Annotated in this window: 29 protein-coding genes and 1 pseudogene; 14 read left to right on the top strand and 16 right to left on the bottom strand. The window is 70.2% G+C overall.

Annotated elements, in window-relative coordinates; all coding sequences use genetic code 11:
- The first annotated feature begins 186 nt into the window (after window positions 1–186).
- Window positions 187–819: a maleylpyruvate isomerase family mycothiol-dependent enzyme gene (locus ACIO52_RS22350; protein WP_218721027.1), complete on the top strand. Its 633-nt coding sequence runs from the start codon at window positions 187–189 to the stop codon at window positions 817–819.
- Window positions 820–1,213: 394 nt separating this feature from the next.
- Here the strand turns inward: ACIO52_RS22350 and ACIO52_RS22345 are convergent.
- Window positions 1,214–1,411: pseudogene (locus ACIO52_RS22345) on the bottom strand (DMT family transporter); the annotation flags it as partial.
- A gap of 330 nt (window positions 1,412–1,741) precedes the next feature.
- Here ACIO52_RS22345 and ACIO52_RS22340 point away from each other — a divergent pair.
- The gene (locus tag ACIO52_RS22340; protein WP_402646415.1) at window positions 1,742–2,431 is read left to right on the top strand and encodes a LysR substrate-binding domain-containing protein; all 690 of its coding nucleotides are present in this window, start codon (window positions 1,742–1,744) and stop codon (window positions 2,429–2,431) included.
- Here ACIO52_RS22340 and ACIO52_RS22335 read toward each other — a convergent pair.
- The gene (locus ACIO52_RS22335) at window positions 2,392–5,685 is read right to left on the bottom strand and encodes a protein kinase (RefSeq protein WP_402646412.1); all 3,294 of its coding nucleotides are present in this window, start codon (window positions 5,683–5,685) and stop codon (window positions 2,392–2,394) included. The two genes, ACIO52_RS22340 and ACIO52_RS22335, sit on opposite strands and share 40 nt — an antisense overlap.
- Before the next feature lie 174 nt (window positions 5,686–5,859).
- On the opposite strand from ACIO52_RS22335, the gene ACIO52_RS22330 reads away from it, so the two are divergent.
- The 3 genes from ACIO52_RS22330 to ACIO52_RS22320 all read left to right on the top strand — a co-directional run bounded on the left by ACIO52_RS22330 (window position 5,860) and on the right by ACIO52_RS22320 (window position 8,222).
- Complete coding sequence (locus tag ACIO52_RS22330) at window positions 5,860–6,588, top strand: GntR family transcriptional regulator (RefSeq protein ID WP_218721032.1); 729 nt, start codon at window positions 5,860–5,862, stop codon at window positions 6,586–6,588.
- A 110-nt stretch (window positions 6,589–6,698) separates the two neighbouring features.
- Window positions 6,699–7,559: a DNA/RNA non-specific endonuclease gene (locus ACIO52_RS22325; protein WP_402646409.1), complete on the top strand. Its 861-nt coding sequence runs from the start codon at window positions 6,699–6,701 to the stop codon at window positions 7,557–7,559.
- Between the two features lie 33 nt (window positions 7,560–7,592).
- Window positions 7,593–8,222, top strand: a complete 630-nt coding sequence (locus ACIO52_RS22320) for a LysE family translocator (RefSeq protein ID WP_402646407.1) — start codon at window positions 7,593–7,595, stop codon at window positions 8,220–8,222.
- Between the two features lie 6 nt (window positions 8,223–8,228).
- Here ACIO52_RS22320 and ACIO52_RS22315 read toward each other — a convergent pair whose 3' ends face one another.
- Both ACIO52_RS22315 and ACIO52_RS22310 read right to left on the bottom strand, forming a co-directional pair.
- Window positions 8,229–8,378, bottom strand: a complete 150-nt coding sequence (locus tag ACIO52_RS22315) for a hypothetical protein (protein ID WP_316574211.1) — start codon at window positions 8,376–8,378, stop codon at window positions 8,229–8,231.
- Window positions 8,375–8,644, bottom strand: coding sequence for a hypothetical protein (locus tag ACIO52_RS22310; protein ID WP_218721036.1), 270 nt, complete (start codon window positions 8,642–8,644; stop codon window positions 8,375–8,377). The genes ACIO52_RS22315 and ACIO52_RS22310 overlap by 4 nt, the downstream gene beginning before the upstream one ends.
- 230 nt (window positions 8,645–8,874) lie before the next feature.
- On the opposite strand from ACIO52_RS22310, the gene ACIO52_RS22305 reads away from it, so the two are divergent.
- The gene (locus ACIO52_RS22305; RefSeq protein ID WP_218721037.1) at window positions 8,875–9,882 is read left to right on the top strand and encodes an FkbM family methyltransferase; all 1,008 of its coding nucleotides are present in this window, start codon (window positions 8,875–8,877) and stop codon (window positions 9,880–9,882) included.
- Here ACIO52_RS22305 and ACIO52_RS22300 read toward each other — a convergent pair.
- Window positions 9,842–10,309: a hypothetical protein gene (locus tag ACIO52_RS22300; protein ID WP_402646404.1), complete on the bottom strand. Its 468-nt coding sequence runs from the start codon at window positions 10,307–10,309 to the stop codon at window positions 9,842–9,844. The two genes, ACIO52_RS22305 and ACIO52_RS22300, sit on opposite strands and share 41 nt — an antisense overlap.
- A gap of 142 nt (window positions 10,310–10,451) precedes the next feature.
- On the opposite strand from ACIO52_RS22300, the gene ACIO52_RS22295 reads away from it, so the two are divergent.
- The gene (locus ACIO52_RS22295) at window positions 10,452–10,619 is read left to right on the top strand and encodes a DUF4236 domain-containing protein (protein WP_218721039.1); all 168 of its coding nucleotides are present in this window, start codon (window positions 10,452–10,454) and stop codon (window positions 10,617–10,619) included.
- A gap of 13 nt (window positions 10,620–10,632) precedes the next feature.
- Here the strand turns inward: ACIO52_RS22295 and ACIO52_RS22290 are convergent, their stop codons facing one another.
- The gene (locus ACIO52_RS22290; RefSeq protein ID WP_218721040.1) at window positions 10,633–11,085 is read right to left on the bottom strand and encodes a MarR family transcriptional regulator; all 453 of its coding nucleotides are present in this window, start codon (window positions 11,083–11,085) and stop codon (window positions 10,633–10,635) included.
- A gap of 96 nt (window positions 11,086–11,181) precedes the next feature.
- Entirely contained in the window at window positions 11,182–11,730 is a 549-nt protein-coding gene (locus ACIO52_RS22285) for a dihydrofolate reductase family protein (protein WP_218721041.1), read from the bottom strand.
- Window positions 11,731–12,190: 460 nt separating this feature from the next.
- On the opposite strand from ACIO52_RS22285, the gene ACIO52_RS22280 reads away from it, so the two are divergent.
- Both ACIO52_RS22280 and ACIO52_RS22275 read left to right on the top strand, forming a co-directional pair.
- Window positions 12,191–12,814 (top strand): hypothetical protein, encoded by a 624-nt coding sequence (locus ACIO52_RS22280; protein WP_218721042.1) that lies wholly within the window; start codon window positions 12,191–12,193, stop codon window positions 12,812–12,814.
- A 39-nt stretch (window positions 12,815–12,853) separates the two neighbouring features.
- Entirely contained in the window at window positions 12,854–14,227 is a 1,374-nt protein-coding gene (locus ACIO52_RS22275) for an FAD-dependent oxidoreductase (RefSeq protein ID WP_218721043.1), read from the top strand.
- Between the two features lie 4 nt (window positions 14,228–14,231).
- Here the strand turns inward: ACIO52_RS22275 and ACIO52_RS22270 are convergent, their stop codons facing one another.
- Genes ACIO52_RS22270 through ACIO52_RS22260 form a run of 3 tightly spaced genes read right to left on the bottom strand, consistent with a single transcriptional unit; the run spans window position 14,232 to window position 15,508 of the window.
- Window positions 14,232–14,510 (bottom strand): hypothetical protein, encoded by a 279-nt coding sequence (locus ACIO52_RS22270; RefSeq protein ID WP_218721044.1) that lies wholly within the window; start codon window positions 14,508–14,510, stop codon window positions 14,232–14,234.
- A gap of 57 nt (window positions 14,511–14,567) precedes the next feature.
- Window positions 14,568–15,173 (bottom strand): bifunctional 2-polyprenyl-6-hydroxyphenol methylase/3-demethylubiquinol 3-O-methyltransferase UbiG, encoded by a 606-nt coding sequence (locus tag ACIO52_RS22265; protein WP_218721045.1) that lies wholly within the window; start codon window positions 15,171–15,173, stop codon window positions 14,568–14,570.
- 47 nt (window positions 15,174–15,220) lie between these two features.
- Entirely contained in the window at window positions 15,221–15,508 is a 288-nt protein-coding gene (locus ACIO52_RS22260) for a hypothetical protein (protein WP_374104909.1), read from the bottom strand.
- Between the two features lie 220 nt (window positions 15,509–15,728).
- Here ACIO52_RS22260 and ACIO52_RS22255 point away from each other — a divergent pair, with 220 nt between their 5' ends.
- A complete protein-coding gene (locus ACIO52_RS22255; protein WP_316574216.1) occupies window positions 15,729–16,643 on the top strand; it encodes a serine hydrolase in 915 nt (304 codons plus the stop codon).
- A gap of 46 nt (window positions 16,644–16,689) precedes the next feature.
- The gene (locus ACIO52_RS22250) at window positions 16,690–17,256 is read left to right on the top strand and encodes a hypothetical protein (RefSeq protein WP_316574217.1); all 567 of its coding nucleotides are present in this window, start codon (window positions 16,690–16,692) and stop codon (window positions 17,254–17,256) included.
- Window positions 17,257–17,266: 10 nt separating this feature from the next.
- Here the strand turns inward: ACIO52_RS22250 and ACIO52_RS22245 are convergent, their stop codons facing one another.
- The gene (locus tag ACIO52_RS22245; protein WP_316574218.1) at window positions 17,267–18,031 is read right to left on the bottom strand and encodes a GTP pyrophosphokinase family protein; all 765 of its coding nucleotides are present in this window, start codon (window positions 18,029–18,031) and stop codon (window positions 17,267–17,269) included.
- A gap of 135 nt (window positions 18,032–18,166) precedes the next feature.
- On the opposite strand from ACIO52_RS22245, the gene ACIO52_RS22240 reads away from it, so the two are divergent.
- Window positions 18,167–18,964, top strand: coding sequence for a metallophosphoesterase (locus ACIO52_RS22240; RefSeq protein WP_402646397.1), 798 nt, complete (start codon window positions 18,167–18,169; stop codon window positions 18,962–18,964).
- Window positions 18,952–19,119, top strand: a complete 168-nt coding sequence (locus tag ACIO52_RS22235) for a hypothetical protein (RefSeq protein ID WP_402646395.1) — start codon at window positions 18,952–18,954, stop codon at window positions 19,117–19,119. Before ACIO52_RS22240 ends, ACIO52_RS22235 begins: the two co-directional genes overlap by 13 nt.
- A gap of 7 nt (window positions 19,120–19,126) precedes the next feature.
- Here ACIO52_RS22235 and ACIO52_RS22230 read toward each other — a convergent pair whose 3' ends face one another.
- Window positions 19,127–20,512, bottom strand: coding sequence for a DUF1214 domain-containing protein (locus tag ACIO52_RS22230; protein ID WP_402646392.1), 1,386 nt, complete (start codon window positions 20,510–20,512; stop codon window positions 19,127–19,129).
- Between the two features lie 140 nt (window positions 20,513–20,652).
- Window positions 20,653–21,651: a helix-turn-helix transcriptional regulator gene (locus ACIO52_RS22225; RefSeq protein WP_402646389.1), complete on the bottom strand. Its 999-nt coding sequence runs from the start codon at window positions 21,649–21,651 to the stop codon at window positions 20,653–20,655.
- A gap of 133 nt (window positions 21,652–21,784) precedes the next feature.
- Between ACIO52_RS22225 and ACIO52_RS22220 the strand changes: the two genes are divergently transcribed.
- Window positions 21,785–22,180, top strand: a complete 396-nt coding sequence (locus tag ACIO52_RS22220; RefSeq protein WP_218721080.1) for a RidA family protein — start codon at window positions 21,785–21,787, stop codon at window positions 22,178–22,180.
- Between the two features lie 9 nt (window positions 22,181–22,189).
- Here ACIO52_RS22220 and ACIO52_RS22215 read toward each other — a convergent pair whose 3' ends face one another.
- The 3 genes from ACIO52_RS22215 to ACIO52_RS22205 form a co-directional block, all read right to left on the bottom strand.
- A complete protein-coding gene (locus ACIO52_RS22215) occupies window positions 22,190–23,176 on the bottom strand; it encodes an Acg family FMN-binding oxidoreductase (RefSeq protein WP_402646386.1) in 987 nt (328 codons plus the stop codon).
- A 241-nt stretch (window positions 23,177–23,417) separates the two neighbouring features.
- Window positions 23,418–24,113 (bottom strand): DUF2993 domain-containing protein, encoded by a 696-nt coding sequence (locus ACIO52_RS22210; RefSeq protein ID WP_342799975.1) that lies wholly within the window; start codon window positions 24,111–24,113, stop codon window positions 23,418–23,420.
- A gap of 83 nt (window positions 24,114–24,196) precedes the next feature.
- The gene (locus ACIO52_RS22205; protein WP_218721052.1) at window positions 24,197–24,457 is read right to left on the bottom strand and encodes a hypothetical protein; all 261 of its coding nucleotides are present in this window, start codon (window positions 24,455–24,457) and stop codon (window positions 24,197–24,199) included.
- Between the last annotated feature and the right edge of the window lie 53 nt (window positions 24,458–24,510).

The following is a 24,510-nucleotide window of genomic DNA, read 5'->3' as shown; positions in this document are numbered from 1 at the left end:
CCGCGGTGGTCACGGGCGGCGTCGACGCGCGACCCGAGCGCTGGGCACATCGGCGAATACTAGTGTTCGACAATCTCTTCCGCTGGCGATCCGCGGCATTCCCCGCGCCCGGCGCCGGTGGTCGGACCGACGCGGGGGCGCCTCGGCGGTACTGTGCGGGTCGGTACCCACGGAGCGGAGGCTGACGTGAACGAGATCTGGCCGGTGGTGCACGCCGAGCGTGCTGCCCTGATCGCGGACCTGACGGACCTGCCCGCGCAGCGGTGGTCCACGCCGTCACTGTGTGCCGGCTGGGACGTGCACGACGTCGTGGCACATCTGACCGACGACGCGAAGACCACCCGCCTGGGATTCTTCGTCCACTTCGCCGCTGCCCGTTTCGATTTCGACCGTTTCAACGACGCGGGCATCGCGCGGGAGCGGGCCGCGGACCCGGTGCTGACGTTGGCCGCGTTCCGCGCGGCGAGCCACCGGACCACCGGTGCCCCCGCGCCGAAGGCGACCAGGTTGATCGAAGCGTTCGTCCACGGCGAGGACATCCGCCGCCCCCTCGGCCTGCACCGGGACTACCCCGTCGCGCCGATCGTGACCGCGGTGCGACATCAGCTCGGCACCTCGGTGAAGGTCGGCGGAGGCAAGGAACGCGCACAGGGCCTTCGCCTGACGGCCACCGACGCGGACCTCGAGGTCGGTGCCGGTCCGCAGGTGCGCGGCACCGCCCTGGCGCTGCTGCTCGCGCTGTCCGGAAGACCGCTCGAGGCCGGCGAATTGGACGGTCCGGGCGCCACGACCCTGACGGGCCTGCCGCACGCCGGGTGAGCGCGACGCCCACGCGGTGAACCGCCGTCGACGCTGACCGGCCACCGGCGCGGCCGACCTCGCCGCACCTGGGTCGCCGGTGGTGCGCGGCGCACCGTCCGCCGATCGGCCCGAGCGAAGTGGCCGGGCGTATGGAACGCCGGTGCGCGCCGGGCGGCTGCGCACCGCGTGGCAGGCCGCGCATACCCCGGTGGCGGACGTCCCTCGATGGGCCGCGATCACCGCCTTCGCCATCCCGTCGGCGGTGCTCCCGTCCAGCCTCCGGCGAATCGGCGTGGCCTTCCTCGACGACGACGCCGCGGGCAAACGCGGAGATCTTCCGTTGCACCAGCGGGCATCCGGTGATCAGCGCAGCGAGCCCGGCCAGGCGGGCGCTGGTCACGGGCTTGCTCGGCAGCTGGAACCAGCCACGGCGGTCGATGGCCGCCGCCACCAGTTGCTGGCCGGTCACGGTCAGCGCGATGGTGGTGGCGGCGCCGGTCTGCGGGATGACGGTGACGTAGGTCGCCGCCGCGACCCCGCCCAGCCGGCCCCACCACGGCACCGTCCGCAACGGGGCGACCCGCGGCCGCGGCGTGCGGCCGGTGACCACGAGGACGGCCAGCGCCACCGCGATGGTCACCGTCGCCACGACGAACGACCACAGTCCGGTGACGAAACGGATCGTCGAGCGCCCGGCGCAACGCTGCGTTGGTCGCGCCCTGGACCGGAAGTGCCGCGCCGGCACCGAGTCCCAGCGCGATCCAGCCCGCCTGCGCCCTCGCGGAGGTCTGGCCCCGACCACCGGTGAGCTGGCTGCGGATCACCACCACGATCCCGGCCAGCAGCACCGCGGCGCCCAGCAGCATGCCCGGTCAACGGCCGCGGCTCGACGCCGAGCAGCCCGCCGACGTCGAGCGCGAGGGAGGCGAACATCTGCCCGGTGACGAACAAGCCGACCGAGGTCGGCATCATGGGCGCGCTCGGCCACGTCGTCGCCCCCGTGCTGCGGGCGTTCACCGATGCCCACCCCGGGGTCGAGCTGGTCCTGCGCGAAGCCCATTTCGCCGACCCCTTCGGCCCGCTGCGCGCAGGCACCGTCGACATCCAGCTGCTGTGGCTGCCGGACCGCGAGCCCGACATCACCGTCGGCCCCACCGTGCTCGTCGAACCGGTCCGGCTCGCGGTGCCGGAGGGCAGCGAATCAGTCACGCGCGCGACGATTCCGATCGAGGACCTCGGCGACCACATCCTGTGCGATATCGGCACCGGCGCACCCGGCTACTGGGCCGACGAGCTGATCCCGCCCCGCACGCCCGCGGGTCGCCCGATCCCGCGTGGTCCCCGCGTGCACACCTTCCAGGAGATGCTGGCCGCCATCGCCGCGGGCCGGGCCGTCGCCCTGGCCCGGGAACACTGCGTGCGGTACTACGCCCGCCCCGGCGTGGTGTACGTGCCGATGCCCGACGGCCCGCGTTGCCGCTGGACCTTCGTCTGGCGCGCCGACTCCGAGACCGAGCTGATACGCGCCTTCGCGGCAGTCGCGGGTGATTTCGCGGCCTCCCGCACAGCGTCCAGACGCGGGTGGCGTTCCTACATCGCGTCGGCGGGCAGGCGGGCCAGGCCGAGCTGATCGCAGCGCCGCACCAGCGGCGCGAGAAGACGGTCCGCCTCGGCCGCCCGGCCCGCTCGCCGCAGGGTCGCGCCGCGCAGCAGGCCCGCGCGCACCGCGGCCAGCGGCCTGCGTTCGGCGTCGATCCCGGCCAGGAGGGTTTCCGCGCGTTCGACCGCGAGCTGGTGGCGGTCGGTGGCGGCCAGCAACCGGATCGCGGAGTCCTCGTCGGTTTCGTCGATGGCCGTGGCGATTCCGTCCTCGCGCCGGATCGTGCGCGGGCGGGTGATCTCCGCGACCACCGCGGGCTCGAGGACGACACCGAGCCGCACCTGTTCATTGCGGATACGGGCGGCCAGGCGGGGCAGCCCCAGTCGTTCGGCGTGGGCCAAGCCTTCGTCGAGCAGGCCGAGCGCGCCGTCCCGGTCGCCGCGCAGCGCGCGAACCCGGGCTCCGGTGGCGTAGGTGGCCAGCATGAAGTCGACCCCGCCGCCCCCTTCGGTGGACAGTTCCCTGCTCTGTTCGAGGAGTTCGGCGGCGGTGTCCGGATCGCCTGTCTCGTATCGCAAAGCGCCGAGCAGCGCACCGGCCAGACGGGTGGCGTGCGCGGCAGGACCCATCGTCGACCGCGCGGTGTCGTACGCGGTCGTGAGCAGGTCCTCGGCGCCGGCGACATCGAGTTGCTCCCAGGCCGCGAGCCCGGCGTAGCAGCGCCCGTAGACCGACAGGAACGGACCGCTCTGCTCGTGATACGGCGCCGCCCACAGCTGCCGACGGCGGGCCTTGTCGTAGTCGAAACGGTGGATCGCCACGTAAGTGGCGATATTGGCCGCCACGCCGGGAATGCGCGGAGAGAAGTCGTCCGGACGGGCCAGCGCGTCGCCGATCAGGCCGTCCAGCTCCGAGATCCGGTCGGCGAACATCTCGCCGACGCTGATCGCCACGTCGGCCTCGGTGCGCATCTCGGTGCGATCCGGCTCGGCGGGCGCGGCCGCGACCAGCGCGGTCTCGAAGCGGGCGAGCGAGGCCGCGGTGGCCGTGGGACGCCGCAGCACCAGATCGATCCAGACGCCGAACAGCTGGATCCGCGGTCTGGTCCGGCACACCGCGGCGGGCAGCTTGGCCAGAATGCCTTGCAGCATTATCATTCTCGAGCGTTCCAGCAGGTACCCCGCGCCCTCCTCGACCAGGTCGACCGCCCGCTCCGGATCGTCGGCCGCCAGCGCGTGCTCGACCGCGTCGTTGAGCAGGTGCTGCCGGGCGAACCATGTCGCGGCTTTCTGCCGCAGCGGCGCGATTTCGGTCGGCCGGTCCTTGGCCAGGCGGCGACACAGGTAGCCGGCGAACAGCTGGTGGTAGCGATACCAGTCGTGGTCCGGGCCCGTCGGCAGCAGGAACAGCCCGCGGTCGGCGAGGTCGGCGAGCAGCGCGGCGGCGTCGGCGCGGCCGGTGAGCGCGGTCGCCAGGCCACCGCAGATCCGCTCGCAGATCGAGGTCGTCATGAGGAAGTCGAGCGTGTCGGGATCCAGTGTGTCGAGCACGTTCTCGGCGAGGAAGGCGCCGATATCGGGGTGCAGCGCGAGGCTGTCGAGCAGGTGCTCGGGTGCCTCGCCCGCGCGCAGCGACAGCACGGTCAGCTGCAGCGCCGCGATCCAGCCGTCGGTGGCGCCGGCCAGCGCGGCGACCTCGTCGGCCGTCAGCCGCACGCCACCGGCCTCGGCCAGGAAGGCACGCACCTCGTCGGCGTCGAAACGCAGGGTGGCGGCGTCGATCTCGGCCAGTTCGCCGTGGATACGCAACCTGCTCAGTGGCAGTTCGAGCCGCGCGGTGCTGGTGACGACCAGCGGCAGATGGTGGCAGCCGTGCTCGAGCAGGAACCGCACGGCCGCCACCGAGGCCGTGCCGGTGACCCGCTGCCAGTCGTCGAGGATCAGTGTCACCCGCCGGTCGCGGGTGTGCAGGCCGTCGACGAGCGCGGTGAGCACGGCGCGGGTGGGATCGTCGGGGTCGGCTTCCAGCAGCCGGTCGAGCTCGTCGGCGAGGTCGGGGACGGCGGGCCGCAGGGCTTCGGCCAGGTGGGTGAGAAACCAGGCGACGTTGTCGTCGTCCTCGTCCAGCGTGAGCCACGCGACGGCCGCGCCGTGCTCGATCAGTTCGTCGTGCCACTGCGCGGCCAGCGTGGTCTTGCCGAATCCGCTGGGCGCGTGGATGGCGGTGAGCCGGGTGCCTTCGCTCGTGCGCAAGTGCTCGAGCAGACGCTTCCTGGCGAGGGTGGCGCGGGCGGGAGTCGGCGGGCGGTACTTGGTGGCGGGTGTCGGTGGGGCGGTGGTTCGTTCGTGCACGCGCGGCGCCGCGACCGGCGCCGTCGCCGGACGCACCGTGCTCGGAATCCGCAAGATGTCGACCTCGCCGCCGGTGCTGCGCTGGGCTTCGCGCAGTTCCGCGCCGAACGCGGCGGCGCTGTCGGGCCGATCGGCGGGATCTGGGGCCATCGCGTGCTCGATGACAGCCCTGACCTCCTCGGGCACATCCTGATCGGTGAGATCGGGTCCCGGCTGCGCGGATACCCGCAGGAACTGCGACAGCACCTGCTCACCGACGCGCCGCTCGTAGGCGACATGGCCGGTGAGGGCGCAGAACAGGGTGGCGCCGAGACCGTAGACATCGGCGGCGGTGGTCGCCTGCGCGCCGCGCAGCACCTCCGGCGCGGCGAAAGCGGGCGAGCCCGTGACGACGCCGGTGGTCGTGTGGAATCCGCCCTGGATCCGGGCGATCCCGAAATCGGTGAGCTCGGGCTCGTTGTAGTCGCTGAGCAGGATGTTGGACGGTTTCACGTCGCGGTGCAGGATGCCCGCCCGATGCGCGGTCTCGAGCGCGCCCGCCATCTTCACGCCCAGCCGCAGCGTCGCCGCCCAGTCGAGCGGGCCGACGGCATGGATGCGCTGCTCGAGCGAGCCCCGCGCGTGATACGGCATCACCAGATACGGGTGCCCACCATGCGTGGTGCCCGCCTGGAACACCGCGACGATGTGCGGATGGCCGGACAGCCTGCCCATCGCCTGCTGCTCGCGCACGAACCGTTGCAGCCCGTCGGGGTCGAGTTCGGCGGTGAGGACCTTGACGGCGACCACCCGATCCAGATCGGGCTGGGCGCACCGGTACACCACGCCGAAACCGCCGCGCCCGATCTCCTCGGCGTCCTCGAAGCCCTCGGCGGCGAGTTCCGCCGCGATGCCCGAGGCCGAGCTGCGCTGAGTCGGCAGGTTGTCGGCCATCTCGGCTCGATTCGGTCACGGCGTGTCGGCGGTGCGCTGGTGCGCTCGCCTCTACCGAGGATAGCGCCGAAACTGTCGGTGTTCGACGACGTCAGGCGCGTTTCGGGCATCCCTGGACCACGCGTCGCCGGGTCGTGCTGCGGACACCGCCGAGCACGACGCATAATGCACAACATGTCGAACGACACCGACCGACGCCCGCCGATCTCGACGACGCGAGACCTGCCACCGCGGGCGAACTCGCAGCGTCAGCAGCTCTCCGATGATGTCGCCGACTACGTCCGGGAGCTGATCATCTCCGGACGGGTTCGATCGGGCGAGTTCCTGCGCGCTGAGCCCATAGCCGAGGCGGTCGGCGTGAGCAACACGCCGGTGCGAGAAGGTCTGCTGCTCCTCAGCGGTGAGGGGTTCGTCGAACTGGTGCCCCGGCGCGGATTCATGGTCTCGGCCTTCAGCGCGCGCGATGTGCGGGATCTGTTCTGGGCGCAGGCCACGCTGGCCGGCGAGCTGGCAGCGCGCGCGGCGAAATCCATCTCCCCGCGCGACCTCGCCCGCCTGGCCGACATCGTGGGTGAACACGAAAAGGCGGTCGCCGACGGCGCCGAGGCCGACCGCACCGTAGCCCTGCGCGACGAATTCCACCGCACGATCGTGTCGGCCGCCGAATCGCGTCGGCTCGCGTTACTGCTCGGCTCGATCGCCAAGCAACTGCCGAGCCGGTTCCACCGCGACACCGACGACTCGCTGGACTTCCTACCGGCGATGCTCGAGGCGCTGCGGAAGGGGCGTGCGAAGACGGCGAGCAGCCTGATGCGCGACCACATCATGTCGGGAGCCGACGCGCTGATCGCGACGCTGGAGCAGCAGGACCGACTTCCTGCGGAGAAATCCACCGCCCGGTGAAAGGAATCCGGAGCGTGATGCGGGTAGTCGACTACGCGTGAGGTCACCGAGCCCGGCGACGACGATGGCGTGCACACCCATCGCACCGCCGGCCCCGGGAAGTGATCGCCATGACTGCCATCCACACACCGACGACAGCCGTGAGTCCGGCGAGCGATGCCGTACCCGGGACCGGCTACATGCCGGGATTCCTGGCCACCAGGATCGAGGTGCCCGCACTCGACGCCGAGATCGCCGCCGACGCGGTGCGCCTCGACGGCTCCGCGGTCGTCCCGTACACCCACTTCTCGCTGGTATTGAGCGCTTCGCGGCGCTTCGCCCGCTGGGTGGGGTGGAATATCGACGGCGCGTCGATGAAGCGGATCGACCGGACCGGCATCGAGTTCGTCAAGGACGCCCGGCTGCCCGCTCAGGCGCAAGTGGGAAACGAGCTCTACCAACGCAATCGGCTCGATCGCGGGCATCTGGCGCGACGCGCGGATCTGCTGTGGGGGAGCATGTCCGAAGCCGAGCAGGCCAATGTCGACTCGTTCTTCTACACCAACATCACGCCGCAGATGGACGACTTCAATCAGAGCAGCCGCAACGGTGTGTGGGGCAGGCTCGAGGACGCCGTGTTCGCCGACGTCGACATCGATGACCTGAAGGTGAGCGTGTTCGGCGGACCGGTGTTCGCCGCCGACGATCGCGTGCACCGTGGCGTGGCGCTGCCGCGCGAGTACTGGAAGGTGATCTGCTTCGTCGAGGACGGTCGGCTGACGTGCCGGGCCTTCCTGCTGACCCAGCGTCTCGACCACCTCGAAGCCCTCGAACTCGACGAATTCCGCGTCTTCCAGGTGTCGGTGACCGAGCTCGAGCAGCGCACCCGGCTCCGCTTCCCGGACGCCGTGCGAGCCGCCGACACCCTGGCGCTCACCGAGTCGGCCGGACCGCAAGTGCCGCTGACCACCACCGCCGACATCACCTGGTGAAGGCAGCGCCGCGCCCGCTTCTACGATGGGGCGATGGTTGGTGCTGTCCTGTCGTTCACCCTCGCCGCGGTCGTACTCGTCCTGCTGCCGGGGCCGGACACGCTGGTCGTCGTGCGCAGTCTCGTCCGGGGCGGGCGCCGGGCCGGGATCCGCACGGCCGCGGGCGTGCTGTGCGGGCTGACGGTGTGGGTCGTCGCGGCGGTGCTCGGGCTGTCCGCGCTGTTGCGCGCCAGTGAGGTCGGCTACGAGGCGCTGAAGATCGTCGGCGCCTGCTATCTGGTGTGGATCGGCGTGCAGTCGCTGAAGGCGCTGCGCAGACCGATCGACGCGGAAATCCTCGATCCGTCGGGGTCGACGGCGCCGCTGGACCGGGTGGGCAATTTCGGCGCCGGCTTGCTGACCGACATCCTGAATCCGAAGATCGGCGTGCTGTTCGTCAGCTTCCTGCCCGGATTCGTCCCCGACGGCTACTCGCCGGTGTGGACGACCTTGGGCCTTGGCGCGGTGTACATCGCGCTGACCGCGCTGTACTGCGCCGCGCTCGTCGTCGCCGCCGGCTCGATCTCGACCTGGATGCGGACCGCCCGCGTCCGCCGCCGCATCGATGCGCTCACCGGGCTGGTGCTGGTCGGGTTCGGCGTCCGCCTGGCGACCGAATCCTGATCCCGTTCAGACGATTCGTTCGTCCGGCTGGGTCTGCGTCTGCGGCGGATCGCGTTGCAGCTCCAGCCAATAGCTGAGCACGACCACGGCGTATCCCGACACCAGCGAGCCCACGGCCAGAGCACAGAGCCCGCCGATGAGGGCCAGCAGTGTCACCACTTCTGTCCCGGCTCGGCCGACCCGCCGCGACGATCCCCGCGCAGCCGATCCGTTCGCGCACGCTTGGCGGCATCGGCCAAGTCGGCGATATCGAAAGCCAGTGAGCGTCCCTCCCGGACGAGATCGCGACCCGAATCGGCGGCCGCGCGCCGGGCTTCCCGCTGATGGACGGCCACCGCGGCACCCACCTCGCGCGCGAACTCACGCAACGCCGCCAGATCCTGCGTCGCCATCTCGACCCACCCGCCTACTACCGTTGACACCAGCAACCTCATCGTCGCCACCCCGCCGGACTATTGAGTGAACAGTTGTGCACTGACATCACCACGTTATCCGGTAACGGGGGTACCGGCAAGTGTAGGACTCCGCAAACGCCGCAGTCCCGCTGCCGGGCACCGCGACTGCGTCTTCGAGACGGCATCAGGGCCCGGTCGCGACGGGCGGGCAGCACCGGCTTCGGCCCGACCGTCCCGAAGCGGTTCTAGGGTGAGGCATGGTCGAGTCGGATCCGGCGGCATGGCGCGACACCGTGCTGGTGCCGCCGCCGTGGACGCCCCTGCAGGTCGCCGCCCGCTGGTGGGTGCGCTACGGGCCGGGCGTGGCGGTCAAACGTCGACTGCTGCGTGAATGGCTCGACGTCGGCCTGCGTCAGCACCCGCGCGTGGCCAGAACCGTACGGACCCGCCATGGTCGGCGTTTCCACATCCCGACGACGCTGGACTTCGTCGCCCGCGCGATCTACCTGCACGGCTGCTGGGAACCGGTGGTCACGGCGGTCATCGTGTCCCGGCTGCGGCCCGGCGACACGATGATCGACCTCGGCGCGGCCGGCGGCTGGCACACGGTGCCGGCCGCCCACCTCGTCGGGCCGAGCGGATCGGTCGTCGCCGTGGAGCCCGCGCCCGCGGCACAGGAGCAGCTGCGCGCGAATCTGGCGCTCAACCGCTGCGACAACGTCCGCGTCGCCGCCGTGGCGATCGCCGCCGAATCCGCACCCGTGCGGCTGTACGTGCCCGATCGGGGCAACGCGGGCGCGACGACCACGATCCGGCCCGGCAGTCACATCGCCGAGATCGTCGTCCCCGGTGCGCCGTTGGCCGACATCGTGAGTCCGCGTGAGCTGGCCCGGGCGCGAATCATCAAGATCGACGTCGAGGGCGCCGAAGGTATCGTGCTGACCGACCTGGCCGCGCTGATCCCGCGACTGCGGGCCGACTGCGAGATCCTCGTCGAGCTGACGCCGCGCTGGCTCGCCGGTACCGGCCACACCGTCGAACACCTGCTGGAACCGTTCACCGGCAACGGATTCCGGGTCTACCGGATACCCAACTCCTACGCGCCGCAGGACGCGCCGGTGTTGCTGCGACGGCCGCCGCCGCTCACGCCGTCGACCGGAGCGCTCGACGGCCAGACCGACCTGCTGCTCTCCCGGGCCGGGCCGGACCCATCGACGATGCCGCTCAGGGCATTTCGACGGTTTCGGCCCTGGCGACTTCGTTGATGGCGCGCAGCACCGACTGCTGGGCGGGCACCCGCGCGGTCGTGGCCAGATAATCGATCAGCAGAATCGCCGCGGGCCGGGGATCGGTCGGCGGACGGTCCTCGCCCTCGTCGATGCCCAGCGCACCGGTCAGCGCGCTGACGACCGCGGCCGCGTCCAGCCGAGGCAGCCAGACCACCGACCGTCGCACCACCGTCTCGAGGACGTCGCGCACGTCGTCACCGGTGAGACCGTCCGGATGCGCGATCTCGAGCAGTTCCCGCACGATCGCCGCCAGCACCACGTCGACCTGATCGGACGGCAACTCGGCGAGATCGCCGGTGGCGGAAGCGAATCCCGGCTCGTCGGCGGCCTGCGCCGCCAGCAGGGCCGCCTCGATCGCGGTCGCGATCTTGCGGGCCGGTGCGGGCCACTCGGTCGGCCACATGGCGCGGGTTCTCCTCACGGATCGGCGCGCACCTGCGTGCGCGAGCGGGTGCCAGCCTAGCGAGGGCGGGTGACAGAACCGCGGGGTCCCGTGCGACCCGCCGTGATCGGTTATCCTGGAGCCGATCTCAGGAAGGCTTCACATGCCCATCAGATTCCGTCAGCGCAAGTCGTTCGGCCCGCTGAAATTCAACTTCACCGAATCCGGTCTGTCCTCGTGGAGCATCAAGATCGGCCCCTGGACCTGGAACTCGCGCACCCGGAAGAACAGCGTCGACCTGCCGGGTCCGCTGAGCTGGCGCCAGCGCTGACCGAACCACGTCGTCAGCCTGCCAGCGGTGTCTGCTCGCTGACGATGTGGGTCATGATGGCCACCGCGTGGGTGAGGACGGAGATGTCCTCGTCGGAGAGCTTGGACAGCTGCTCGGTCAGCCATTCCTCGCGGGCCTGAGCCTCGTCGGAGAGCAGGGCGAGGCCGGATTGTGAAGCGGCGATGATGATCTGGCGCCCGTCGGTCGGGTGCGGGGATCGTTCGACCAGGTTCATATCCGTGAGGGACGCGATGACACGGGTCATCGACGGAGGCTGCACGCATTCCCGGCCCGCCAGCGTTCCCGGTGTCATCGCGCCTTCTCTGGCCAGCGTGGACAACGCCGAGAGCTGCGTCAGGGAGATGTGCGGATCGGCGCGCCGGCCGCGCAGGCGCCGGGCGAGCCGCACGGTGGACAGGGAGAGATCACCGGCGAGAGCGCGGGTGTCCGGCAGAGGCGTGGTCATACCCATGAACTTTACGAACAAAATGGCCTCGACGGCTACCGATCGGCAGGGACCGGGGGCCGGATCCCCCGGAACCACCGCCTGGGACGAGGGTGCTCAGCTCGCGGCCGGGCCGTAGTCGAGGTGGATGACGCCGTTGTCGTAGACGTCGGTCGACAGCAGCGCGAGGGGGGTCTGCTCGCCGTCGACCCAGAACCGCTCGCCGGTGCCCAGCGCGATGGGGTACACGAACAGGTGCAGGTGGTCGACGAGGCCGTCGCGCAGCAGCGCGCGGACCAGGGTGCCGCTGCCGCTGATGTAGATGGTGCCCTCGGTCTCGTCCTTGAGCTTGCGGATCGCGTCGACGTCGTAGGCGCCGAGGCGGACGCTGTTGGCCCACTGCTCCTTCGGCTCCTGCGACCCGACGATGTACTTGGTGGTCTCGTTGAAGAACGGGGCGCCCGGGTCGTCCTCGACCGTGCGCGTCGACCAGGCGGGGGCGAACATCTCGAAGGTCTTGCGGCCGAGCAGGATCGCGGTGGCGTCGCCGGTGATCGCGCCGAGGGTTTCGCCCATCTTCGGATCGAATCCGTAGGCGACGGTGAACGACGGATCGTCGTACATGCCGTCGAGAGCGATGAATTCGTGTACTGCGATGGTGCCCATGATGATGTCCCTTCGGTGGTTGTCGTCAGCGGTGTCTCGCTGTCGAAAACTACCGTGCCGGGACCGCCTTACGGTTTGTTTACGGTGGCGCGCGGGCGCACCGAAACCGTCCTCGGCAGTGCGCGGGACCCCCGGACAGAACAGTCCCCGGTAGCGTTGATCCGACACCATGAACCTCAGTCGTCGCTGACTGCCCTGGTCGTCCGATCTGCTTGCCGGGGGCCTGGCCGGAGCCTGGAAAATCGTCGCCACTGTCGACGGACGTCTCCCTCGGCCGTGCGGCTCTTTTCCGGTTTTCCGGTATATGTCCAGTGTTCTCCGGATTTCGCCGGTGTCAATACCTGCGCCTACCCGAATACGACGGAAAATGGGCATTGTGCCGGCGGTGGGCGTGGAGGACAGTGGGTATGTCCGGTGGTGCCCACCGGGGCGCCGCCTTTACCCAGGTAGGAGGTGGCTCGTGTACGCACGCTCCAGCACAATCGCGGCCCAGCCGTCGTCGATCGACGGCGGGATCGCATACCTCCGCAACGACATCATGCGGAATCTGCCCGAAGTCCAGGGCTGGGTCGGTCTGTCGCTGATGGTGGACAGGGCGACAGGACGCTGTATCGCGACGACCGCGTGGGAATCCGAGGAGTTGATGCAGGCCAGCAGGCCACACGTCCAGATGCTGCGGGACGGCTTGGCCCAGGCGCTGAACGGACCGGTGGAGAAGGTCGAGGAATGGGAAGTGGCGGTCATGCACCGCGACCACCTGGCCGGCCCGAACGCGTGCACGCGGTGCACGTGGGTGCAGGTCGACCCGTCCGCTGTCGACGGCGCGATCGAGACGTTCAAGGCGCAACTGCTGCCGGAGTTCGAGAAGCTCGACGGTTTCCGTAGCGCCAGCCTGTTCGTCGACCGGGCCACCGGCCGCGGCGTCGGCTCGACGGTGTGGGCGAGTCGCGAGGAACTGGACAGCAGCCGTGAGCACGCGGACCGGATCAGGGCGATGGCGACCCGGGTCACGGGTGCGCAGATCGTCGACGTAGCCGAGTTCCGGCTGGGATTCGCGCATCTGCGCGTGCCCGAGATGGTGTGATCCCCGACCATCACACGTCGCGCCCGTACGGTGGACGGCATGGGCGAACGTGTGGTGGTCATCGGCGGCGACGCGACGGGGATGGCCGCCGCGTCGCAGGCCCGCAGGCTGCGTGATGCTGACGACCTCGAGATCGTGGTGTTCGAGAAGGGACACCATTGCTCGTATTCGGCGTGCGGCATCCCCTATTGGGTGAGCGGGGACGTCGACGCCGCCGACGATCTGATCGCCCGCACACCCGCCGAGCACCGTGATCGCGGGATCGACCTGCGGCTGCGGACCGAAGTGCTCGACATCGATCCGGCCGGTCGCCGGGTGCGCGCGCGTGATCTCGGCACCGGCGCACAGTCCTGGACCGACTACGACAAGCTCGTCCTGGCGACCGGCGCGACACCGGTGCGGCCGCCGCTGCCCGGCATCGATGCCGACGGCGTGTACGGCGTGCAGACCCTCGACGACGGGCAGGCCCTGATCGATGGGCTGGCGGCGGCGCCGGGGCGCGAAGCGGTGGTCGTCGGCGCCGGGTACATCGGTGTGGAGATGGCCGAGGCGCTGGTCACCCGCGGATTCCGGGTCACCATGGTGACCCGGGGCGCCGAACCGATGTCCTCGCTCGACCCCGACATGGGCGCACTGGTCCGGAAAGCCATGGAGGGGATGGGAATTCGGGTCGTGCCGGATGCCGAGGTGACGGGTCTGCCGACCGGCGCGGACGGCCGGGTCCGCGCGGTGACGACCGCCGACACCGAGTATCCGGCCGACGTGGTGGTCCTCGGGATCGGCGTGCGCCCGGCCACCGACCTGGCCCGGCGCGCCGGGCTGCCGCTGGGCGAGTCCGGCGGCCTGCTCACCGACCTCGCCCAGCGTGTGCGCGGGCACGACGAGATCTGGGCCGGTGGAGACTGTGTCGAGGTGTTCGACCTGGTCTCGGGCGCTCTGCGCTACGTGCCGCTGGGCACTCACGCCAACAAACACGGCCAGGTCATCGGCTCGGGCGTGGGCGGCGGCTACGCCACGTTCCCCGGCGTCGTCGGCACCGCGATCAGCCGGGTGTGCGATCTGGAGGTGGCGCGCACCGGCCTGCGGGAGAAGGACGCCGTGCGCGCGGGTCTGCAATTCCACCCCGTCACCATCGAATCCACCGGCCGCGCAGGCTATTTCCCCGGCGCCGCGCCCATGACGGTGAAGATGCTCGCCGAACGCCGCACCGGCCGGCTGCTCGGCGTCCAGATCGTCGGTCGCGACGGCGCCGCGAAACGCATCGATACCGCGGCCGTCGCGCTCACCGCGCGGATGACGGTGGAGCAGGTGATCTCGCTCGATCTCGGCTACGCGCCACCGTTCTCGCCGGTCTGGGACCCGATCCTGGTCGCCGCGCGCGCCGCGGCCCGCGCGGTGGTGCGCGGCGAGTAGTGCCTCAGCCGGAGCGGGTCGCCAGGTAGATCAGCAGGCTCAGTCCCAGGGCGAGGGCGCCGAGAATGCCGCCGACCAGCGTGTCGGCTCGATTGGTCGCCTCGCCGCGCTCGATGCGGTCCCACCCGAAGAACGCCGCCGTCACCGCGGCCACGGCGGTCGGAGCCGCCAGGAATTCGCCGGCGAACGGGATGAACGAGAGCACGAAGGCGACGATGCCGAGCACCAACGCCGACAGCCCCACGCCGTTGCGCGGGGGCGGCGAGACCTCGGGGTCGGGCATGCCACGAGGCTAGCCGGTCTCGGCCGTCGGCGCGTCCCACCGACGGCCGGTCGCGCGTCAGGAGAACACGGCCACCAGGAAGTCCGCGTCGTCGGTGAACGGGCGCAGATCCCAGGTCGACAGCAGCAGATCGACGGTGAGCCCGGCGGATTCGGCATCGGCCAGGAATTCGGAGAACTCGTAGCCGCGGTCCGCGCCGAAACCGATGACCACCCGGCCGCCCGGCCCGCGATGCCGGGCGAAGGCGGTCAGCACCGCCGACCGCGTCGAGGGGGCGAGGAAGGTCATCACATTGCCCGCGCACACGATCACGTCGAAGTCGCGGGTCGGCAGATCCAGTTCGGCGAGGTCACCGACCAGCCAGGTCGGGCCCGGATGATCCGCTCTGGCCGCCTCGACGAGAATCGGATCACCGTCGACGCCGACCACGGTGTGCCCGGCCTCGTGCAGGTAGCCACCGATGCGGCCCGCCCCACAGCCGGCGTCGAGCACCCGCCGGCCGCGCCCGAGCATCGCGTCGATCAGGCGCGCCTCACCGACGATATCCTCGCCCGCGGCGGCGAGGGAGCGGAAGCGCTCCACATACCAGGTCGAATGCGCCGGGTCGGCGGCGGTGAGCTCATCCCAGCGGCTGGGGGTGCGCTTGCTCGGCGACGCGCTCATGCTCGGATCCTCCTCGGGTCGACCCGATCGACCCTAGCCGGTGATGCTCATCGGCTCGGCTCCGGCAGCTGGCACGAGGCGATCCGGGGATTGGCGCCCAGATAGTTGAGCGGGCCCGCGAGCACGGTGACGCCGATCGTGCCCAGGCCACCGCAGTCGGTGGGCGGGTTCGCGAAGTACTGGCGCTGTGCCGCCGCCAGCAGCCCGAGCCCGAACCAGACCAGCATCAGCGTCGACAGGACGAACTTGGCGATCTGGTGCGACGGCCGAGCGTGGATCTCTCGAACTTCGCGAATCTCTCGATTGCGGCGATTCCGGCGACCGTTCATCGTCATCGCGTCCTTCCCGTTTCCGAGTAGCTCGCTGATACCCCCTGCGAACAGGGCCGATCCTGTGGAACCACCGACACGCGCGACGCTCAGTGCTATCAACAGTGCAGCCCGGCGCGCGGACAGTCAACCGTTATGCCGGTGTCGCGACCGAGGGAACCGGCCGATGCGGAAAAGCGGTGGTCAAATCCCACGACTCGGCGTGCTTGTGGGACAGAATGTCGCCATGCGGACATTTGCCGGGATGTTGCACGCTGTTGTCGCCGGAGTTCTGGTCGTCGCTGCTGGTCACGGGGTCGCGGGTGCCGCGCCGTCCGGCAGCGCCGCCCTCGATCAGCTGCCCTGGACGGTCGGTCCGGAGGGCGTCCAGGCCACCGGGGCGGCGCTGGCCGACGGCCTCACTGGCACGGTGGTGTGGTCGCGCAACGCGCACACCCCGGTCCCGATCGCCAGCATCACGAAGGTGATGACGGCCATCGTCGTGATCGCGGGCAACGATCTCGAGCGACCGGTGACGGTGCCGAACGAGGTGGTCGGGTACTGCGCCGAGCACAACGGGAGCACCGCGGGCCTGGCGCCCGGCGAGGTGCTCACCGCCCGGCAGCTGCTGTACGGGCTGATGCTGCCGTCCGGCTGCGACGCCGCCTACGCCGTCGCCGAGTCGTTCGGCCCCGGCCAGGACGCGTTCATCGCCAAGATGAACGACACCGCGCGCCTGTTGGGCCTGGCGGGAACACAATTCACCGATCCCAGCGGCCTGCCGAACCCCACCGACGACTCCACCCATTCGACACCGGTGGACCTGGTCGCGATGGGCGTGCGCGCGATGAGCCTGCCGGTTTTCCGCGAGATCGTCGCCGCCCGTGACTATTTCGTGCCCGCCGGACCGGGGAACCGTGAACACCGCTGGGAGACGACGAACCGGCTGCTGCGGGAGTACCCCGGCACCATCGGCATCAAGACCGGCAGCACCAACGCCGCTGGGCACTGCCTGCTGTTCGAGACGGTCCGGGCGGGCATCCCGGTGATCGGCGTGGTGCTGCACAGCTCGGCGCACAGCAGCGCCGCCGCCAAGGAAGACGCCGAACGGCTGCTGAACTGGGCCTACGACCCGATCATGCGCGTCCTGCAACCGGCCTGACGGCGACAGCGCGCCGATGTCGGTCGGCATTCCTACACTGGCCGGCGTGACGCTCACTCCCGCCGATCTCCTCGGCTACACCGAACGCGACCTCGACGGCGATCTCGCCCGGTGGTTCCCGGCTGCCGAACCCGTCGTCATCCCGGCCGAAACCCGTTCGGTCGCACCGTTTCTCGATCGGCTCGCCCCCGCCGACGCGGCCGCGCTCGCGGCCTTCGACCGCCGGGTCCGCTCCGGTCGGCTGCCGCAGTTCCTCGACATCTTCGACTGGTCCTACGCCTTCGACTTCGCCGGCAACGACTGCGGCATCCTCGACGCGGACTACACCACCGAGCTGACCGACGACGACGTGTTCTCGATCGGCGCGGACGGCGGCGGCAACCTCTACGTCGTGCTCGCCACCGGCCAGATCGCGGTGTGGTTCCACGAGGAGGAAGTGCTCGAGGGCGGCACCCGCTTCGACAACCTCGACGTCTTCCTCTGGTCGTATCTGCGCTATCGGGCGGTGCGCGCGGGCGCACTCGCGCGCGCCGACGTCGAGGCCGACTTCACCGCGCTCGGCCAGGACGGCGCCCTCGCCCCGGACCTGGGGTTGCTGGCCATGATGGGGTAGCCCGGCGCGCTCAGCGGTGCGGGGCGCCCGCGGTGAAGGCGTTGTAGAGCACGCTGAGGTCGAGCGTCTCGGCCGGGTGCGTCCGCGGCTGGGCCGTGCGGTCGATCTGCCGGTGCAGCGCCTCCATCTTCTCGTCGAGCTGGGTCGCCACCTCGGCGGCCTGGGCGAGGTCGCTGCGCAGGTTCGGCGGCACCTCACCCCGGTACTTGTAGTAGATCTTGTGCTCGAGGCTGGCCCAGAAATCCATCGCGATGGTCCGGATCTGGATCTCCACCGGCACCCGCTGGGTGCGGTCGGAGCGGAACACCGGGATCGAGACGATCAGATGCAGGCTCTGGTAGCCGTTCGGCTTGCGATGGGTGATGTAGTCGCGCTCCTCGAGGACGGTGATGTCCTCCTGACCGGCCAGCATGTCCCGGATCGTGCCGATATCGGAGATGAAACTGCACACCACCCGCACACCGGCGATATCGAGCACGTTCTCCCGGATCGCGGCCAGGTTCATCGCGTAGTTCTTGCGCTGCACCTTCTCCAGCACGCTCTCGGGCGACTTGAGTCGCGAGCCGACGTGCTCGATCGGGTTGTACTCGTGGGTGTTGTTGAAGTCCTCGCGCAAGATGTTGATCTTGGTGGTGATCTCGTCGATCGCGAACTTGTAGCCGAGCATGAAGTCGACGAACTGCTCGCGCAGGACTCGGATGTCTTCGACGGTGGCGCGCTCCCCGTTCCCGGGCGGGCCGTCGTCGGCGTTGAGGTCGAGCTGCCAGGGTTTCATCGCCCTCCATTGTGCCTGCTCCCCAGGGGTTGGTCCGCGGGGTGAGGTGGGTCACGGGCCGCTGGGCCCGTCCCCGGTGCGTGCCGGGCAACGCTGCGCACCTCGGCGGGGACACTCGGTGCGATCCTCGGACTCGTGCACTGGCTGCTCTACCGGCGGCTCGGCGTCGCCACCGGCCTCGGCCGCACCGCCCGCCGTGCGCTCGCCGTCGGGCTGGTGCTCCTGTGGATTCCCCCGGTCGTCGCGGTCGGCGCGGGGAACGCGTACTCGCCGCAGCCGATCCGGCCGATCGTGTGGTGGGGCGAGGTCTGGCTCGCGGTGATCTTCTACCTGCTGATCGGGCTGGCCGTGCTCGGCGTGGTGTTCGCGGTGGCCCGGTTGCTGGAGTTCCGGCACCGTCGCGGGCTGATCCAGGTGGCCTCGGGCGTGCTGGTCGTGGCTTCCCTCGGGACGGTCGCCTACGGCGTCACCAAGGCGAACGACCTGCGGGTGCTCGAGACCGACCTGTCCTTCGCCGAGCTGCCGCGCGCGGCCGACGGGCTGCGGGTCGCGGTCGTCGCCGACATCCACGTCGGCGCGGCGCGTGGCGCCGACTTCACCCGGCGGGTGGTCGAGCTGGTCAATGCCCAGCAGCCCGATGTGATCGTGTTGCCCGGTGATCTGCTCGACGGCGCGGTCGTCCATGTCGGCCCCGATATCGATCCGCTCGCGGGGCTGCGCGCGAAGTACGGGAAGTTCGTCGTCGCGGGTAATCACGAAGGGTACGTGGACCGTCCGGACAACTGGCTCGACTACTACGACGCCCTCGGTCTCACCACCCTGCGCAACAGATGCTCATCGCCCACCAGCCCCTGCAGGGCGCTGGGGCGAGTGAGCGCGGGGTCGACCTGCAACTGTCGGGACTCACCCACGGTGGTCAGATGTGGCCGCTGAGGTATCCGGTCGGCTGGATCAACGGCACCGTCGCCGGTGCGAGCCGCATCGGCGACCTGCAGCTGTACACCACGCGCGGTATCGGCGCGTGGGGCCCGCCGGTCTGCGTCGGCGCGCCGCCCGACATCACCGTGGTGACGTTGCGGGCCCGCTGAGGAACGCTCAGCCGTGACGCCGGAAGTCCGGCAGTTGCCAGCTGCCGTCGAAGGCCGGCCCGTCGGGGCCGTAGATGCGGAAGTAGGTGAACCAGCCTGTGCCCGGCACGGTTTGGATCCAGCGATCGGTGGGCGTGTTCGGTGGCGGGGTCGGCCCGAAGTACAGGGTCAGGGGCGCGGTCGTGTCGACATCGGCGAGTTCGTACAGGGAGCGCAGCGTCGGCCGGTTCTGCGGGCTCCGCAGTTGGCTGCGCGTGCGCGCGTCGTAGGCGGTGATCGACCAGGACAGTGTCGCCGGAACCGGTTGCGCGACGGTGAGACTGTAGTAGCCCGCGCCCTCGAGGTAGGCCCCCGCGGAGTCGCGCAGGCCGAGCCAGTACAGCGAGCCGGCGCCGGGACTGCGCGCGAGCATCGCCGGTGACACGATCTGGGCCTGGTAGAACCACTTCCCGCGCGCGTACAGGTCGGTGTAGCCCGCGGCGTCGAACGTGCCGTTCGCCGGGCGCAGGACAGCCCATTCCCACCGGCTGTCGGGCCACGCCTGCTTGTCCGGTCGACGATCGGCGAATGATTGCACGCACAGGTGCAGATGACCCCGGCGGGCCGCGTCGGTGAGGATGGCCGTCATCCGCCGGTCGGGGGCGAACGGGGCGCCGCGCAGAATGCCGAGCGCTGCGAGTTCGCCGTACTGGTAGTGAAAGTCGGGATTGGGCGGCTCGGAGTTCAGGATCTCGTGCAGGACTCGCCAGTAGTCGAGGGTCTCCTCCCACCGCACCGGCGAGAAGTCCAGCCCCTTCTGCTCCGAAAGATCCACCCACTCCAGGGGATTCGACTCGGCGTCGGCGTCCAGCGGATATACCCGCACCTGCTTCACGAGCTCGATCGCGGGGTCGACCTCGGTGCCGTGCGGCAGTGCGCGCACCAGCACGAGCACCCGGTTGGTCGTCGCGGTGCCGGTGAAACAGCCGTCCGGTATCGGCCCGTCGTAGCCGGGCGGCAGCAGCAGATGTCTGCCGCCCTCGGCGCCCGCCGGTCCGGGCAGCCCCAGATCGAGTACCCACCGCTGGTTGAGGTCGTTTGCGGTGCCCATGAGCGTGCCCGGCGGCACGTCGACGACCATCGGTCCGTCCGACAGGTCGATGGTGAGTCCGGCGTACGGCGTATCGGAATCGGCGGTGAAGGCGAACTGATCCGGGGTGCCGACCAGCAGCGCCATCACCCGGTTCGGCACCGCCCCCGCCGCGAGATACTCGCGCCACGTGGCCTCCAGCGAGACGGTGGGGAGGAAGAACCGATACATCGCCAGCGCCCGGTGGTAATCCAGTTCGTCGTAGGCGCGGCGGACAGCGTCCGGGCTGGGATAGCCGCCACGAATGTACTGCGGTGCAGTCATGCCCGACCTCTTTCGTCGACAGCATCGGCCCCTCGTCGCCGACGTTAGGCAGGCGCGCACCAGCACGCTTCACCCGAAACGGATGAACCACGCGCTCCGGTGCCGCTGGGCTCGCCTCGCCTGTCGGCCGATTCGCGCGGTCACTCCGGCCCGCCGGCCGGTTGCCGAGCCGTTGTCGCGCCGTATCGGGCGGCGATGGCGGTGGCGCGTGCACGTAGCGAAGCACGTAACGACAACGGGGCCAGCGCCTCCGCGTCGGTGCCGAGCTGCCACAGCGCCCATTCGGCGTGCCGCGAGTCCTGGAAGGTCACCTCCAGCCGCAGCCCGTCGCCGTCGGGCTCTTCGGAACGGACGGCCAGCGCGGTGCGCACCAGTTCCTCTCTGCGCGCCGGGTGTACCCGGACCAGCACGGCGATCTGGTCACCGCCGGTGCGGAACCGGGTGCTGCGTTCCTGCCAGGCCCGGTCCAGATCGACCCGGTCCGGTCGCTGTGCCGGTTCGGGCAACTCCTGGGCGGCGAGCACCCGCGAGAGCCGGTAGGTGCGGTCCGCGCCGGACCTGGTGGCCAGGAGATAGGCCTGGTCACGCACGATCACGATGCCGATCGGGTCCACCGTCCGCCAGGTCGGCGCCCGGTCGACCGCCGCGTAGTGGATGCGCAGCTTGTGGCCGGCGAACACCGCGCGGCGGACCTCGGCCGAGATGTCGCCGGGGACCTCGTCGTCGACCAGCCGACGCGACAGCAGATCGGTCTCCGGATCGATGAGCAGGCGCTCGGCCACCTCGGCGGCGGTATCACGGTAGGTGTCCGGCAGTGCGTCGACAACTTTGAGCATGGCCGAGGCCAGCGCCGAGCCGAGACCGAAAGCCTGTGTGCCGCGCCGTGATCCGGCGACGAGCAGGGCCAGCGCCTCCTCGTGGTTCAGCCCGATGAGCTCGGTCCGGAAGCCGGGAAGCAGGGCGAAACCGCCGTGTCTCCCGCGTTCGGCGTAGACCGGGACGCCCGCGGACGACAGCGCCTCGATATCGCGCAGCACGGTGCGGGTGGACACCTCGAGCTCGTCGGCGAGCTCGGTCGCGGTCAGGCGACCGCGCTGGCGCAGCAACAACACCAGCGACACCAACCGGTCTGCGCGCACCCGAAAACCCTACCGAATACACGACACAGGATGTCGTGATTGCTTGCGAGGGTTACCACCACGGCAGCACGGACATCGGTCATCGGACCGAGGGCGCCGGTACTTCGACGAATCGAATGGAGCTGAAGTGGTACTGGAACGAACTGCGGTCAACCCGGTGACTTGGTCGGTGGCTATGGGATTCAACCAGGGCGAACTCGTCGCCGGGCACACCCGGACCCTGTACTGCTCCGGGCAGACGGCGATGAGCGGCGACGGCACGCCGCGGCACGACGGCGATATGGCCGCGCAGCTGGCGCTGAGCCTCGACAATCTGGCGGCCGTGCTCGCCGAGGCGGGCATGTCACTGGCGAATCTGGTCCGCCTCAACGTCTACACGACCGATGTCGACGTGCTGTTGCAGCACTACGGCGTGCTGGCGGCCCGGCTGGGCGCGGCCGCGGTGGCACCGGCCACCACGATGCTCGGCGTGACCCGCCTGGCGATTCCCGGCCAGCTGGTCGAACTCGAGGGAACCGCCGTGGACTGAGCGCTCGCGTCAGGCGACGCGGCGGGACGGGTGTTCCAGCACCTCCGCGAGCGGACGGCGCGGGCTCGGGGAGACCGGGGGCGCGGTGTGGTGCATCCGGCCGACCCGGACCACGACCTGGGGGTGCGCGCAGTCGTGCAACAGGGTGCGGCGGATGGTGTCACGGAGTTCGGGGATGCCCAGCGGCTCGGATTGGATGCAAGTCGACAGGCCCATGCTGGTGGCGCCCAGCAGCAGGGCACTGGTCGCCTCGCCCGCTCGGAGCTGGGCCCGGCGGTCGTCGGTCGCGGTGCAGATCACGACCCAGCCGGCATGGTCGGGGCCCTCGCCGGGGTCGTCGATGCCGGGGTCGCGGAAGGCGCGCAGCGGGATGGCGTCGGTCCGCCGCGGCAGCACCGTCGTGTGCGAGGGCACGCCGTCGTCGTGACCGGTGTGCCCGCTCCAGGACGCGAGTTCGCGGAGATAGGCCGCGTCGGTGCGGTGCCGTGCCGCCGCGGCTCGCATCGGCTCGGCCAGCAGGGGGAGCATCTGTTCGGGGATATTCCGGGCGACCGCCCCGAATTCGACAACCGAGGAGGACAACGCGCGCAAGGCGCCCGCCGGGATCGGTAGCGGCGCGAATCGGCGACGTTCGGATTTCCGCAGCAGAATCGCGGCGGCGAGCTGAATATCGGAATCGGCGGGCGGCCGCGGCGACACGGTCACCCGTGCCAGATGGGTCGGATCATCCGGGTCGGGTAGGAATTCGGGACTCGCCGACCACCCGGTGACGGCGAGCGCGACGCGCAAATGATGGAGGGCCGCGCCACAACTGACGACCATGGCATGCCCGTCGGGGTCTTCCACCGGCAACTGCCGGTCGGAATCGCTGAACAGGTCGATCCGCCCGTCGCCGACCTGCCAGCGCCAGGGCTGGGTGTTGTGCACAGACGGCGCCTTCACCGCGAGCTCCAGGGCGGCGGTCATCGTATCCACATCGAATATCAACGGTGTCATTTCACGATCCCTCCTGACGGGATTGCGGCACGCGTTTGTCATTCGCTCGTCCAGACGCGCCGTAATCGACCATAAGTCGACCCCACCGAATAAGCGAACCCATAACGTTTCAAATACCCTGAAATTGCTCCGCGCTCGCTCGGCCACCTATCGAGCTGACCGGGGAGATCGTCACCGGGGTTATCGGTTCCGTAACGAAAACAATGGATGCCCTGTGTCGGACGTCTCGCCGTCGAATTGATCAGGGGAGGTCGGCGAAGTGGACATCGTGGGCAACGGCGGTGGCGTGGAGGCCGTCGGCGGCGGGCTGGATGGCGGTGAGGCGGGCGCCGAGGGGGAGTTGCTGGAGGGGGACGACGAAGGTGAGGGTGCTGCGCAACAGGGAGAGGGGGACGGTGGGGCCGCCGAGGGTGGAGCGGACCGAGACCGGGGTGACTTCGATGCCGCTGTCGGTGGGCGCGACGGTGACGAAGACCGTCGCGGGCACCGACAAGCCCGCGACCGGGAAGGTGCCGGTGACACGCAGTCCCTCGGGGCTGTGGGAGATCGACTCCACACCCGCGGGAGCGAAGCCCTGGACGACGTCGTAGGGGACCACGGCCGTCGCGGTCGCCGTGGCGGCGACGAGGTTCGAGGTGCGGTTGCCGAGCACGTCGGCCAGCGGGGCGGAGACGTCGGCGAGGGCGACATCGAGATCGTGGACGGACAGGTCCTGGCCGCGCCAGTCGCCGACGCGGATGTCGATGTCGCGGTAGGTGCCGTCGATGGCCTGGGTCAAGAACGGAACACCCCTGATCTCGACTTCGGGTGGCTGGGCGAGGTCGTACTCGGCGGCGATCGCGCGGCCGATCTCGTTCTGCGCCAACACGACTGCGACCCGGTCGCCGACGACCAGTCCGATCCCCAGGACGACGATCAGTATCAGCAACGCGCGCATACGCTCACCCTCTCGGCCATCCCACCATCATGCTGTGGATCGGGCCCGAGTGCGGGCAGGGCGACGCCGAAAAGTGGGAACCGCTAGCTGGCTCGGACGGTCACCACGGTGTCGGTGCTGGGGAATTCGATCACCCGGAGCCGACCGTTGACCAAGTCGATCGTGTCGGCGATCACCCGTCCGGCGTGATGGGCGCCACCGACGAAGCTCGTGCTGATCACCCGGAAGCTGCGGCGCGGAGTGAGGACGACATCGCCTGTGCGCAGCAGTCCGGCCGAGGTGGCGGCGCCGGGGCAACTCTCGATCGTGTTCTTGCGGCGCTGGCCGCCGAGCAAACCTAACACTGTGTGTCTCCAGTTGTGTCCATCGCGAAAACCCGCGTCCCGCCGCCGTCTCG

The organism is Nocardia sp. NPDC087230 (genome assembly GCF_044744725.1).
Taxonomy (GTDB): domain Bacteria; phylum Actinomycetota; class Actinomycetes; order Mycobacteriales; family Mycobacteriaceae; genus Nocardia; species Nocardia canadensis.
The sequence above is the reverse complement of the archived record's forward strand: the minus strand, read 5'-3'. Positions and strand labels throughout refer to the sequence as shown.